Source organism: Arthrobacter sp. OAP107 (genome assembly GCF_040546765.1).
In the GTDB taxonomy this organism is placed as follows: Bacteria; Actinomycetota; Actinomycetes; order Actinomycetales; family Micrococcaceae; genus Arthrobacter.
In genome coordinates this window covers 168,506-181,851 of the sequence record NZ_JBEPOK010000001.1, presented here as the reverse complement: position 1 = coordinate 181,851, position 13,346 = coordinate 168,506, and the positions used below count along the sequence as shown (strand labels likewise).

Sequence of the window (13,346 nt, the reverse complement as noted above, 5' to 3'; positions counted from 1 at the left end):
AGTCTGGAATTCGATATGGTGCGGGGGCATGCCTTCATCGCTGCAACCGTGAGACTGCGCGATGAAGGGAGCCAACAACCCCACGGGCTAGTCCTCGCGTACGGGACGTTCCATGCAGCACTTCCGCCTCTCTCACCCGTCCTCCGTAGGCGAACACGTTGCCTTCATGGAGTTGTCCAGTTCCGTCCAGAGACAGTTCGACGAATGAACCTGAATCATGCGGGATCAATAGAAGCGTCGGAGGACGCTCAGGCGTTACCCGGAGGTCACGATCTAACAGGCCTACCTCCGACACACCTGAGTGCTTTCGCGCTCCACCCCCGGACCGGAAAGTGAACGAGGAGAGCCCACCGAAGCACACCCAACCAGCAAGACCTTTCCCGCGCTGCTCCAGGCAAGTCCAGTGGTTTTGATTCGGTTTGTCTCACCAGGACGTCAGGCGGGAGTACACCCCAACCTGACGTCAGGACAGCGGCCAAAGGGCGTCAGAATAGGGTTCCATGCCTATTTTTCTGACGGTGGCTCGAGAAGCTCTCAGAACCCAACCTGACAGGTCCCGGGCCAGAGGCCCTCGGGCTGGCCACCGGATCAGTCACCTACTACTGAGCAACTTGAAGGCCGAATTCTAGTGGTGGCCTCACCACATTCCAGAACCCAGAACGGCCCCGCTTCCTTTCGGAAGCGGGGCCGTTTGTGTGCGGTATGCGTCAGCTAGCTGAGGCCGGCTCCAGGGCATCAGCCTCCGCCGTCGCAACCCCGCCTGCGTGCGGCTCGAAGCGGGCAAACATGGCCTTGAAGCCAGGGGTGTTGGACACGCGGGCCACGTTTTCCTTGTGGACCAGGGCGTTGGCCTCGGGGAAGTACGCCGCGGCGCAGCCCTTGGCCGTCGGGTAGGCCACCAGCCGGAACTTCTCCGCGCGGCGGTCGGTGCCCTGGAAGGTGCTCACCACGTCCACGAGGTCGCGGTCCTTGAAGCCCTGCTCGGCGAGGTCCTCGGGGTGCACCAGGATCACGCGGCGGCCGTCGGAGATGCCGCGGTAGCGGTCGTCCAGGCCGTAGAACGTGGTGTTGTACTGGTCGTGGCTGCGGATGGTCTGCAGCACCAGGTGCCCGGCCGGTGGCGTCAGGTACTCCAGCGGGCTGACCGTGAAGCGGCCGCGCCCGATGTCCGTCGCGAAGGAGCGGGTGTCCCGGGGCGGGTTGGGCAGCACGAAGCCGTTCCTGGTCCGGACCCTGGCGTTGAAGTCCTCGAACCCGGGCAGGACCCGGGCGATATGGTCACGGACCACGTCGTAGTCCTCGGCCATGGCTTTCCAGTCCACGGAATGGTCCGGGCCGAAGGTTGCCTCGGCCATTCGGGCCACGATCACCGGCTCGGCGAGCAGGTGCTCGGAGACCGGGGTAAGCCTGCCCTGGGTGGAGTGGACCACGGACATGGAGTCCTCCACGGACAGGAACTGGGCACCCTTGGGGTGCTTGTCGTCCTTGTCCGTCCGTCCCAGCGTCGGAAGGATCAGCGAGGTGCGGCCGTGCACCACGTGCGACCGGTTCGGCTTGGTGGAGATGTGCACGGTGAGCCCGATCCGCTGCATCCCGGCTTCCAGCGTCTCGGTGTCCGAACACGCCAGCGAGAAATTCCCGCCCATGGACACGAACACGTCCACCTCGTCGCGCTCAAACGCCTCCATGGACTCCACTGCGTCGTGGCCGTGGTCCCGCGGCGACTGGATACCGAACTCCTTGTCCAGGGCCTCCAGCAGCCACTCCTTCGGCTTCTCCCAGATGCCCATGGTCCGGTCACCCTGGACGTTGGAGTGTCCGCGCACCGGGCACGCACCGGCGCCGGGCTTGCCGAAGTTGCCCTGCAGCAGCAGGACGTTGACCATTTCCTTGATGGTGTCCACCGAGTGCGGCTGCTGGGTCACGCCCAGCGCCCAGCAGAAGATGGTGGCCTTGGACGCCACCAGCATCCCGGCCACATCCTCGATCTGCTTCCGGGACAGGCCCGTGGCCCGCTCCGTCTCCTCCCAATCCAGGTCCTTGCGGGCTTCGACGTAGGCGTCGAAGCCGTCGGTCTGCGCATCGATGAAGGAACGGTCGACGACGGTCCCCGGGTTTCGCTCCTCGGCCTGCAGCAGCAGGTGGCCCAGTGCCTGGAACAGGGCGAGGTCGCCGCCCACCTTGATCTGCAGGTATTCGTCGGCCAGCGGCGTGCCGCCGCCCACCACGCCGGAGAGCGTCTGCGGATCGCGGAAGTTGAACAGGCCGGCCTCGGGCAGCGGGTTCACCGCCACCACCTTGCCGCCCTTGTCCTTGCATTCCTTCAGCGCGGACAGCATGCGGGGGTGGTTGGTGCCCGGGTTCTGGCCCACCACGAAGATCAGCTCGGCGTCGTGGATGTCATCCAGCGATACCGTGCCCTTGCCGATGCCGATGGTCGGGTTCAGCGCGGAGCCGGAGGACTCGTGGCACATGTTGGAGCAGTCCGGCAGGTTGTTGGTGCCCAGCGAGCGGGCGAACAGCTGGTACATGAACGCCGTCTCGTTCGCCGTGCGCCCGGAGGTGTAGAAGACACAGCGGTCCGGCGTGCTGGCCCGGATGTGCTCGCCGATCAGCTCGAAGGCATCCGCCCAGGAGATCGGCGAGTAATGCGTCTCCCCCTCCCGGATGACCACCGGTTCGCTGAGCCGTCCCTGGTTTCCCAGCCAGTACTCGGTCTTTTCGGACAGCTCAGCGATGGAGTGCTTGGCCCAGAACTCCGCCCCCACGGTCCGCAGGGTGTTTTCCTCGGCCACGGCCTTGGCGCCGTTCTCGCAGAACTCGGCGGCCTTGCGCTTCTTGTCCGACTCCGGCCACGCACAGCCCGGGCAGTCAAAACCGCCGCGCTGGTTGAGCCGCAGCAGCGACTGCGCCGTGCGGGTTACGCCGGCCTGCGCCACGGCGCGTTCCAAGGCCACCATCACGGCCTTGACGCCGGCGGCCTCGGTCTTCGGCTTGTGGACTTCGAGCTCGTCCTCGTTAATGTCCGCGACGGGGGCGGGCTGCTTCCCGAACTTCATTGTTCCAACTTCCTAACCGGCTGCTTTCGTGCCTGTTTTGATCGCCACGAAGGCGCGCCAGGCATTCCTGGCGCGCCTTTAAGTGCGGCAATCTTGTCTTCCGTCTTACTGTGCCACCTTTTACTGGGTTACTTTGGCGAGGGTTTCGCGTTCGGCGGCGATGGTGGTGTTCTCGCCGTGTCCGGTCCTGACGACGGTGTCCGCGGGCAGGGTGAGGAGCCGTTCGCGGATGGAGGTCAGGATGGTGGGGTAGTCGCTGTAGGAACGCCCCGTGGCGCCGGGTCCGCCGTTGAACAGGGTGTCGCCGGTGAACACGGTCCCCTCATCTTCGAGGTGGAAGCAGGTGGAGCCGGGTGAGTGGCCCGGGGTGTGGATCGCCGTGAGCGTGGCGCCGGCGACGGCGAACTCGTCCCCGTCCTTGATCGCCTTATCGGGGGTGGTGCCGGGGTAGACCTGTTCCCAGAGGACCTGGTCCTCCGGGTTCAGCCACACCGGGGCACCCACGGCGTCGGCGAGTTCGCGGGCGGCACCGATGTGGTCGTTGTGCGCGTGCGTGAGCAGGACCGCCTTCACCTTCCGGCCGGCCACGGCGTTGATGATCGCGGCGGCGTCGTGCGGGGAATCAATGACCACGCACTCCTCATCGTTGCCCACGATCCAGACGTTGTTCTCCACATCCCACGTCCCGCCGTCCAGCGAAAACGTTCCCGAGGTGACCAGGTTCTCGATCGTGACACTCATACGGATGCTCCTGCGGTTGCGGCAGCGGACCGGGTTTCGGTGGCGGGCTGGATTTCGACGACGGAGCGCAGGACCTTGCCTTCGTGCATTTTGTCGAAGGCTTCCTCGACCTGGTCGATCGTGATCCGTTCGGAGACGAACGCGTCCAGGTCCAGGTTGCCGGCCTTGTAGTGGGAGACGAGCATCGGGAAGTCCCGGGAGGGCAGGCAGTCCCCGTACCAGGAGGACTTCAGCGACCCGCCCCGGCCAAAGACATCCAGCAGCGGCAGTTCCAGGACCATCTCCGGGGTCGGGACACCGACCAGGACCACCCGCCCGGCCAGGTCACGGGCGTAGAACGCCTGCTTGTACGTTTCGGGCCGGCCCACGGCCTCGATCACCACATCCGCGCCGTTCCCGCCGGTCAGTTCCCGGATCGCCTCGACCGGGTCAACTTCGCGGGAGTTCACCCCGTGCGTCGCGCCCAGGGACCTGGCCATCGCGATCTTGTTCTCGTCGATGTCCACGGCGATGATCGTCGTCGCCCCGGCCAGCTTCGCGCCCGCGATCGCCGCGATCCCGACCCCGCCGCAGCCGATCACGGCCACCGACTCGCCGCGCTTGACCTCACCGGTGTTGATCGCCGCACCGATCCCGGCCATCACACCACAGCCCAGCAAACCCACCGCGGCCGGATCGGCGTCCTCATCAACCTTCGTGCACTGACCGGCAGCGACCAGGGTCTTCTCCGCGAACGCCCCGATCCCCAGCGCCGGGGACAGCTCGGTCCCGTCCTCCAGGGTCATCTTCTGCGTGGCGTTGGCCGTGTTGAAACAATACTGCGGCTGGCCCTTCGCGCACGCCCGGCACTGCCCGCACACCGCGCGCCAGTTCAGGATCACCCGGTCCCCCGGCGCCACCTCGGTCACACCCGCACCCACCGCGGAAACCACACCGGTCGCCTCATGGCCCAGCAGATACGGGAACTCATCACCAATACCACCCAGCTTGTAATGCAGATCCGTATGGCACACCCCGCACGTCAGAACATCAACCAGCGCCTCACCCGGGCCCGGATCCGGCACCAGAATCGTCTCCACCGACACCGGAGCATCCTTCGCCCTGACAACAACTGCCTTCACTTTATGAACCATGAGGTCACATTCCTTTCCTGGGCCCGGGCCCTATGGCTGTGGCACCTCAGCCCAATCTAACCGACTTGCTGCGGTTCGAAATCCCCGTCCCGAGGACCGGACATTCCACTCGCCGTGCTGCTGGCGTCGAGGCGGGCGGGCGGCGCCTCCGCAGGCACCGGGACCTGGACCGGGATCGGAGCCGGTGCGGCGTGCACTGTGGCATGCTCCGCGAGGATGCCCGTCTGGTGCCTGATCTTCAGGCGGTAGAGCAGCGCACCGCCGCCGGTAACCGCGGCGACGAAGAGAACCCCGCCCCACTGCAGGTACCACTCGAACGGCGGCACCGAGTTGTAAATCTCGGGGCGCGGCCAGATCAGGTTCAGCGTCATGGCGCCGCCCCACAGGACCGCCAGGATGTTCACGGGCAGTCCCCACTTGCCCATGCTGAAGCCGCTCTCGGAGTGGTCTCCGGCGCCCGGCCACTTCTTCACCAGGCGCTTGCGCAGCATGGGGACGGTCACCAGCAGGTAGGACAGGTAGATCAGGACGATGCTGATGCTGGACAGAATGGTGAAGATCGCGGGCTGCGTGATGTTCACGAGCAGCGGGATGACGGCCAGGACGCCGATCACGATGGCCGCCACGGTGGGGGTCTTGCGGACCGGGTCCACCTTGCTGAGCTGGCGGCTGAAGGGCAGGTTGTTGTCCCTGGCCATGGCGAACATCATCCGGATGGCGGCTGCGTGGACGGCCAGCGTGCAGACCACTACGGCAACCACGATGCACACCAGGAAGGCCTTACCGAAGGGGCCGCCCAGGACGGAGAGCACGATGTGCTGCAGGCCGCCGTCGGCAGCTCCGATCTTGGGGTCGGTGAGGTCCGGCGCGGCCAGGATGCCGAAGAGCAGGATCAGCCCGCCCAGCAGGAAGGACGCGGTGACGGCGCGCAGGATGGCCTTGGGGGCGGTGCGCTTCGGGTCCTTGGTTTCCTCGCCGAGGGAGCTGGCGGTGTCGAAGCCGTACATGACGTAGCCGGAGGCCATGGCGCCGATGAGGAAGACGCCGAAGAAGCCGAGGTCGTGGCCCTCGCCGAAGCCGGCGGTGTCGAAAAAGACCTCGGGTCCCCGCGCGACGTGCCAGGCCAGCGCGAGGATGAGCAGCACGGCCGCGATCAGCTCGACGAACACGCCGATGCTGTTGATCCTGGTCATGAGTTTCACACCGAACGCGTTGATGAGGGTGGAGATGGTGATCATGATGGTGGCAAGGAGAACTCCGTTAAGGGCGAAGTCGTAGGTGCCGGTGCCGTCGCCGACGATCTGGAATCCGGACCACAGCTGCGGCAGGGTGATCTGCAGTGCCAGCGCCACGGACCCCAGAGCCATGATCGAGGACAGCAGCAGCAGCCAGCCGGCGAGCCAGGCCGAGGTCCCGGAGGCGAGGCGCTTGGCCCAGTTGTAGACCGAGCCGGCCACGGGGTAGCGGCCTGCCAGTTCGGCAAAGCACAGCGCCACCATCAGCTGGCCGACGAAAACGATGGGCCAGGACCACGCGTATGCGGGGCCGGCCATGGAGAAACCAAAGTAGAACAGTTGAAAAACGCCGGTGAGGATGGAGATGTAGCTGACGCCGGCGGCGAAGCTGGCGAACTTGCCGATGCTCCGGTCCAGGGTCTGGGCATAGCCAAACTCGTCCATGCCGCTTGAATCAGTACTCTTGCTGGGTTCCAACATCTGAACTCCTAAGTAAGAAAAGCACGATGGTGATGACCCGCGGCCGCCTTTGGACGCGGGTAACACTACACGCACATGAAGTCACACGCAGGTGGATTCACGCAGGTGTATCGACGGCCGGGCACCGCGCTGCAGCGCCCGGCCGTCTCCCCCAAAGTTGATGCCTAGCCGGCTGCGCCGAACCAGCCGCTCGGGGCCGGGGCAATGTTCTGCCAGATGTGCTTGGCTTCGCGGTACTCGGCCAGGCCTGCCTGGCCGAGTTCACGGCCGATCCCGGACTTGCCGAAACCGCCCCATTCCGCCTGCGGCACGTACGGGTGGTAGTCGTTGATCCACACCGTGCCGTGCCGCAGGGCGCCCGCGACCCGCTGGGCCTTGGAGGCGTCCGAGGTCCACACCGCGCCGGCCAGGCCGTACTCGGTGTCGTTCGCGATCGCGACGGCCTCGGCCTCGGTCCGGAACGTCTCGACCGTCAGCACAGGGCCGAACGATTCCTCCCGCAGCACGCTCATCCCGGACCGGCAGTTGCCGAGCACCGTGGGCGGGTAAAAGTACCCGGCGGCGAGCGGCCCGTCTTCGGGGATGTAGCCGCCGCACAGCAGCTCCGCCCCCTCGGCGATGCCGGCCTGGACGTAAGCATGGACCTGATCGCGGTGCTTGGCGGAGATCAGCGGCCCGGTCTCGGCGTCGGAATCGAAGGGCCCGCCCATCCGGATCTTCTTCGCCCGCCGGACCACCTCGGCCACAAAGCGTTCGGCGATGGTCTCCTCGACGACGAGCCGTGCCCCTGCCGAGCAGACCTGCCCGGAGTGCAGGAACACCGCGGTCAGGGCGTTGTCGACGGCGGCGTCCCAGTCCGCGTCCGCGAAGACGACGTTGGGGTTCTTCCCGCCGAGTTCGAAGGCCACGCGCTTCACGGTCTCGGCCGCTGCGGCCATGATTGTCTGACCCGTGGCCAGGCTTCCGGTCAGGGAGACGAGGTCGACGCGCGGGTCGGAGCTGAGCGGTCCGCCCACCTTCGACCCGGACCCGGTGACCAGGTTCGCGACGCCGGCGGGGACGCCGGCTTCGGCGAGGGTCTCCATGAGCAGGATCGAGGTCGACGGCGTGAGCTCGCTGGGCTTCAGCACGAAGGAGTTCCCCGCGACCAAGGCCGGGGCTACCTTCCATGCCGCCTGCAGCAGCGGATAGTTCCACGGCGCAATCAGCGTGCAGACTCCGAGCGGTTCGTACACCACACGGCTGATCGCGTCCGCCCGGCCGGTGTCGACGACCCGGCCGGCGTCAAGCCCGGCGACCTTGCCGTAGTACCGGAAGCACGCGGCGATGTCGTCCATGTCGTACTCCGCCTCCACGAGCCGCTTGCCCGTGTCCAGCGCCTCGGCCCGCGCATAGGCGGCCTTGTCCCGCTCCAGCAGGTCCGCGACACGGAGCATGACGGCACCGCGCTCGATGTCCGTCAGCCGCCGCCACGGGCCGTCGTCGAACGCGGCCCGCGCACTGGCGATCGCCCGCTCCGCGTCCTCGGCCGTCGACTTGGCGACCACAGCCACCTCGCGCCCGTCCGCCGGGCAGCGCACAACGGTAGTTGCGCCGTCGGACGGCTGCTGCCAACCGCCGTCGATATAGAGGCCGCGGGCGAGCTCAAGCTTGGTTTCGGTTGTCACGCTCATGCCCTTAGCCTTTCGCTGCCACGGCGGCTGCTGCCGGCGCGGATCCGCCGCGTTCCAGCGGGCTCACCCCGTGCCGGTAGAACTCGGTGTGCTGGGGCGCGAGCGGGGCCTTGCCGGCGATCAGGTCGGCGGCCTTTTCGGCAAGCATCATCACCGGGGCGTAGATGTTGCCGTTCGTGACGTACGGCATGGCCGAGGCGTCCACCACGCGGAGGCCGCTGGTGCCGTGCACGGTCATGTCCAGCGGGTTCACCACGGCCATGGGATCGGAGTCCGGGCCCATCTTCGCGGTGCAGGAGGGGTGCAGTGCCGTCTCGGCGTCGCGGGCCACCCAGTCGAGGATCTCCGCGTCGGTCTGCACGGCGCGGCCGGGGGAAAGCTCGCCGCCATTGAAGGGCCCCATGGCGGACTGGCCGAGGATGTCGCGGGCGACGTGGATCGCCTCGACCCATTCGCGGCGGTCCTGGTCGGTCGAGAGGTAGTTGAACAGCATGGACGGATGCACCGTGGGATCGGTGGACTTGATCTTCAGGCTGCCGCGGGCGTCGGAGTACATGGGCCCGATGTGCACCTGGTAGCCGTGCTTGGCATCAGCCTTCTGGCCGTCGTAGCGGACGGCCACCGGGAGGAAGTGGAACATCAGGTTGGGGTAGTCCACGTCCTCGTTGGAGCGGACGAAACCGCCGCCCTCGAAGTGGTTGGTGGCTGCGGGGCCCTTCCGTCCCAGCATCCACTGCAGCCCGATCAGCGGGTAGCGCCACAGGTCCAGGGCCGGCTGCATGGAGACCGGCTGGGTGCAGGCGTGCTGGATGTAGACCTCGAGGTGGTCCTGGAGGTTTTCGCCGACGCCGGGCAGGTTCACCACGGAGTTGATGCCCAGCGAGTTCAGGTGGGCTGCGTTGCCCACGCCGGAGAGCTGCAGCAGCTGCGGGGTGTTGATGGCGCCGCCGGCCAGGATCACTTCACCCGCGCTTACCTGGTGGGTCTTGCCGTTGCGGCGGTACGTGACGCCGGTGGCCACGTTGCCCTTGAAGTTGACCTTGGTGACGAGGGCCCGGGTCAGGACGGTCAGGTTCTTCCGGCCGAATTCGGGCCGCAGGTAGGCGCGGGAGGCGGAGAGCCGCTGCCCCTTGTGGACGTTGCGGTCGAATGCGGCGAAGCCCTCCTGCCGGTAGCCGTTGACGTCGTCGGTCAGGGGGTAGCCGGCTTCCTGGGCGGCGGCGAAGAAGGCCTGGAACAGCGGGTTGGTGGCCGGGCCGCGCTCCAGCACCAGCGGGCCGGAGTGTCCGCGCAGTTCATCATCGGGGTCGGCGGCCAGCGCGTTTTCCATCCGGTTGAAGTACGGGAGGCAGTGCGCGAAGTCCCACGTTTCCATGCCGGCGTCGGCGCCCCAGCGCTCGTAGTCGAGCGGGTTGCCGCGCTGGAAGATCATGCCGTTGATGGAGCTCGAACCTCCGAGGACCTTGCCCCGGGCGTGAGCCACGCGGCGGCCGCCCATGTAGGGCTCGGGATCGGACTCGTAGCGCCAGTCATAGAACGGATTGCCGCTGGGGAAGGTCAGCGCCGCGGGCATCTGGATGAAGAGGTCCCAGGGGTAATCGCTCCGCCCGGCCTCCAGGACCAGGACGCTGCTCTGGCCTCCGTCGCTCAGGCGGTTGGCGAGAACGGAGCCCGCGCTTCCGCCACCCACGATGACGTAGTCGTAATTGGTCTGTGTCATGCAAAATCTCCTTCTACCTGGTGCAGGTCACCTGCCGGGAGCGGATTGTCCTTCGTCCGGACGCTGGCGGTGGGGGTTTGACGAGATGGTCAGGGAGTGCGGCTGATGGTGTTTTCCCTGAGCCGCAGTCCGGAAGCCGCCGATGAAACGCCGTTATTTCCGCGGGACCCCGTTTGTGTGGTGTAGATCATACTCAAGTAGATTAGTCCAGATTGAACAAGCGTTCAAGGTTAAAACTGAACCGATGTTCAAGATTTTTTCGGCACAGGTCTGCCCAGGCCGGGGAAGGCCGTGTTTTACCTAGGACTTGTGGCCGCTGGGCCTTGTAACCGCTACGCGGCGAAGGCGATCTGCTCCGTGCGGGCGAGGCTCCGCTGGATGGATGCCTCGTCGACGCCAAGGAGGGCCGTGAGCCACATGCCGTTCTGCACGACGACGATGTCGGCGGCCCGCTCCTTGCATTCAGCGGCGGAAAGCTCGGGTTTCGCATTCCCGATCAAAGCCGCGAGCCCGTCGAGATACCGGTCGAATGCCGCGGCATTGATCAGCGCAAAGTCTTCGTGGGCCTGCGCGAGCGCCCACAGGTGGAGGCGCAGGGACAGGTACTGCGTGGTCAGCAGTTCCGGGTCCGCAACGCGCCGGAGGGCTTTCTGCAGCTGTTCGTCCGGGGAGGATGCCGGGTCGGGCGCCACCAGCTCAAGGTCGCGCTCGTCAATCCGGTGCAGTGCCGCACGGATCAGGCTTGACTTGTCTTCGTAGTAGTAGTTGACGAGCCCGAGAGCGACCCCGGCTTCGCGGGCCACGGCGCGCATGTTCACACCCGAGATGCCGTGGCGTGACAGCAGGTCCAGCGCCGCCTCGAGAATGCGTGCTTGCCTGTCAACCTGTTCGCCGGATTTCACGGTGCCTGTTTCCACTGGGCCAGACTATGGTGAAACCCGCTACGGTGCATCTGCTGTCCGCGCGGTGGTCGACTTCTGGGGAATGGTTGGATTCCGGCGGTGGTCGAAATTCCGCTCAGGGGCGGGGGCCGCCTTGAAGGTGACTCGGGCGTCCAGGCCCGGGCCTCCGGTCCTGGCCTCGAGGGACGCCGCCGCGCCGCTGGCCTCGGCGAGCTGCTTGACGATGGCCAGGCCCAGGCCGCTGCCCTCGGACGTTGACTGGCCGCGCCAAAAGCGGTTGAAGGCCCGGTGCCGGTCCTCCGCGGAAAGCCCTGGACCGTCGTCGAGCACGTGTAGCTCATAGCCTCCCGAGGCGCCGTCCGGCCGGACCACGAGGCGGATCTCCGAGTCCTGGGGGGCCACGGCCAGGGCGTTGTCGATGAGGTTGTCGATGATCTGTTCCGCCGCGCCGGGCATGGCCGTTACCCTGGCCTCCGGAACCGCGTCCAGCACCGTCCGCACCCCGCTTTCCTCGGCCAGCGCCTCCCACTGTTCCACGCGGTTCCTGGCGATCTCGCTGAGGTCCACGTCCTTCCGGTCCACCTGGCGGCTGTCCGCCCGGCTCAGCAGGAGCAGGCCGTCAATGATCCGCTGCAGCCGGTATGTCTCCTCCAGCGAGTCGGCCACCATGACGCGCGCGCCCTCGGGATCGTTGCCGACGGCGTCCACAGCGTTCTCCAGCCGCAGCCGCAGTCCCGTCAGCGGGGTGCGCAGCTGGTGGGACGCGTCGCTGGCAAATCCGCGCTGCTGCTGCAGCAGGTGCTCGAGCCGGTCGGCCATCTGGTTGAAGGACCGGGCCAGGGTGCGCAGCTCCGGCGGGCCCTGCTCCTCCTCGGTGCGGGTGGCCAGGTTGCCTTCCGCCAGCAGCTCCGTGGCCTTCTGCAGGCGCTTGATGCGCCTGGTCACGGCGCCGGCCATCACGTAGGCAAGCAGCCCGGCGAGCAGCACGGTGGTGCCCGCCACCGCCCACATGACCCTGAGCTGTCCGGAGACGCGGTCGTCCACCACCGAAGCCGGGTAGGTCAGACGCACCGCCCCGGTGATGTTTTCGCCGCTAAGCACGGGAACCGTGACGTACACCAGGTCGAACCCCAGGGTGTCCGAGTGGCGTTGGCCCGAGGTGATCTGGCCGGCGAGCGCGGCGGAAATCTCGGGGCGCGAAAGGTATGAGGCCCCGGTAGCCGACTGGTCGTCGTCGGATGTTGCCACCGCTGTGCCGGCGCGGTCCACCACCACTACGCGGGCACCGCTGGCACGGCCGTAATCGCGGACGGCCGCGGCCACCGTCTCGGGTGCCGGACCGCCCGTCTCCAGCAGCTGCCGGGCCCGCCCGCTGAGCAGGAAGGCATCGCGTTCCAGCGAGGTGGCCAGGCGGTCACGTTCGACCCGGACGAGGTAGCTGCCCAGGGGAATGTCCTGCACCAGCACCACCAGGAGCGTGATGGCCATAAACGCGCCAATCAGCCGCCACCTCACCCGGGCACGTCCAGCCTGAATCCGACGCCGCGCACCGCCTCGATCCAGCGGGGGTCGCCGAGCTTTTTCCGGATTGCAGCCACGTGCGCGTCCAGGGTCTTGGTGGTTCCGTACCAGGTGCCGTCCCACACGGCGCGGAGGATGTCGCTGCGCTGGCACACGGCACCGGGGTCCTCTGCCAGGTAATAGAGGAGCTCGAACTCCTTGGCGGTGAGGTGGATTTCACTGCCGCCCACCAGGACCCGGCGCGAGCGCTGGTCGATGCTCAGCGTGCCGATTACGCGGGTGCCGTCGGCCGGTGTGGCTGTCCCGGACTGGGGCTCGGCCGTGCGCCGGGCCACGGCCCGGATCCGGGCGATGAGTTCGCGCATGCCGAACGGCTTCACCAGGTAATCGTCCGCGCCCAACTCCAGGGCCAGCACCCGGTCGATCTCCTCATCGCGGGCACTGACGACGATGATGGGCGTCATGGTCAGCGAGCGGATGGAGCGGCAGACGTCCGTGCCGTCCATGTCCGGCAGCCCCAGGTCAAGGAGCACGAAGTCAGGGCTGGAGGACCGGATCTCGGCGAGCGCTCCCGCCCCGTCGGCGACATGCCGGGCCTGGAAGCCGGCCCTGGTCAGGCCCTCCAGCACGCCGGCGGCCACGGATTCGTCGTCTTCAACCACCAGGATCTGCATACCCGATTATCTTCCGGCCGGAGCGGTGCCGCAGCGGATAGCCACGGCATGGACAGCGTACTTCTCAGAACTTCGACAATTCTTGGACCCCGGAGGGCCCCACCACCCCATACCTCCCCCAACCCTTCCTCGGATCCTGCAGAGAAAACCAAACCCTTCCGCACCGAGCGAGGAAGCGTTGCGCGCGACCCGACGAAAAGTGAGGAAG

Annotated in this window: 9 protein-coding genes; all 9 read right to left on the bottom strand. The window is 66.9% G+C overall.

The features are described 5' to 3' along the window. Positions 1–707: 707 nt before the first annotated feature. A complete protein-coding gene (locus ABIE00_RS00765) occupies positions 708–3,059 on the bottom strand; it encodes an FdhF/YdeP family oxidoreductase (protein WP_354255468.1) in 2,352 nt (783 codons plus the stop codon). A gap of 120 nt (positions 3,060–3,179) precedes the next feature. Then, positions 3,180–3,800 carry an MBL fold metallo-hydrolase gene (locus ABIE00_RS00760; protein WP_354255466.1) on the bottom strand — a complete coding sequence of 207 codons (621 nt, stop codon included), beginning with the start codon at positions 3,798–3,800 and terminating at the stop codon, positions 3,180–3,182. Further along, positions 3,797–4,933, bottom strand: a complete 1,137-nt coding sequence (locus tag ABIE00_RS00755; protein ID WP_354255463.1) for an S-(hydroxymethyl)mycothiol dehydrogenase — start codon at positions 4,931–4,933, stop codon at positions 3,797–3,799. The genes ABIE00_RS00760 and ABIE00_RS00755 overlap by 4 nt, the downstream gene beginning before the upstream one ends. Before the next feature lie 56 nt (positions 4,934–4,989). Next, on the bottom strand, positions 4,990–6,648 hold the full coding sequence (locus ABIE00_RS00750) for an APC family permease (protein ID WP_354255461.1): 1,659 nt from the start codon (positions 6,646–6,648) through the stop codon (positions 4,990–4,992). 164 nt (positions 6,649–6,812) lie between these two features. Then, positions 6,813–8,321 carry an aldehyde dehydrogenase family protein gene (locus ABIE00_RS00745; protein WP_354255458.1) on the bottom strand — a complete coding sequence of 503 codons (1,509 nt, stop codon included), beginning with the start codon at positions 8,319–8,321 and terminating at the stop codon, positions 6,813–6,815. Positions 8,322–8,325: 4 nt separating this feature from the next. Beyond that, a complete protein-coding gene (betA, locus tag ABIE00_RS00740; RefSeq protein WP_331574228.1) occupies positions 8,326–10,041 on the bottom strand; it encodes a choline dehydrogenase in 1,716 nt (571 codons plus the stop codon). A 332-nt stretch (positions 10,042–10,373) separates the two neighbouring features. Then, positions 10,374–10,958, bottom strand: a complete 585-nt coding sequence (locus ABIE00_RS00735) for a TetR/AcrR family transcriptional regulator (RefSeq protein WP_354255455.1) — start codon at positions 10,956–10,958, stop codon at positions 10,374–10,376. 24 nt (positions 10,959–10,982) lie between these two features. Next, positions 10,983–12,431, bottom strand: coding sequence for a HAMP domain-containing sensor histidine kinase (locus ABIE00_RS00730; protein WP_354255452.1), 1,449 nt, complete (start codon positions 12,429–12,431; stop codon positions 10,983–10,985). A 23-nt stretch (positions 12,432–12,454) separates the two neighbouring features. Then, entirely contained in the window at positions 12,455–13,138 is a 684-nt protein-coding gene (locus ABIE00_RS00725) for a response regulator transcription factor (RefSeq protein WP_354255449.1), read from the bottom strand. Between the last annotated feature and the right edge of the window lie 208 nt (positions 13,139–13,346).

What these genes read in the sequence shown, in the direction of transcription:
- ABIE00_RS00750 (WP_354255461.1), bottom strand. Translation starts at nt 6,648, where the DNA reads ATGTTGGAACCCAGCAAGAGTACTGATTCAAGCGGCATGGACGAGTTT.
- ABIE00_RS00730 (WP_354255452.1), bottom strand. Translation starts at nt 12,431, where the DNA reads ATGGCCATCACGCTCCTGGTGGTGCTGGTGCAGGACATTCCCCTGGGC.
- betA (WP_331574228.1), bottom strand. Translation starts at nt 10,041, where the DNA reads ATGACACAGACCAATTACGACTACGTCATCGTGGGTGGCGGAAGCGCG.
- ABIE00_RS00765 (WP_354255468.1), bottom strand. Translation starts at nt 3,059, where the DNA reads ATGAAGTTCGGGAAGCAGCCCGCCCCCGTCGCGGACATTAACGAGGAC.
- ABIE00_RS00725 (WP_354255449.1), bottom strand. Translation starts at nt 13,138, where the DNA reads ATGCAGATCCTGGTGGTTGAAGACGACGAATCCGTGGCCGCCGGCGTG.
- ABIE00_RS00755 (WP_354255463.1), bottom strand. Translation starts at nt 4,933, where the DNA reads ATGGTTCATAAAGTGAAGGCAGTTGTTGTCAGGGCGAAGGATGCTCCG.
- ABIE00_RS00760 (WP_354255466.1), bottom strand. Translation starts at nt 3,800, where the DNA reads ATGAGTGTCACGATCGAGAACCTGGTCACCTCGGGAACGTTTTCGCTG.
- ABIE00_RS00745 (WP_354255458.1), bottom strand. Translation starts at nt 8,321, where the DNA reads ATGAGCGTGACAACCGAAACCAAGCTTGAGCTCGCCCGCGGCCTCTAT.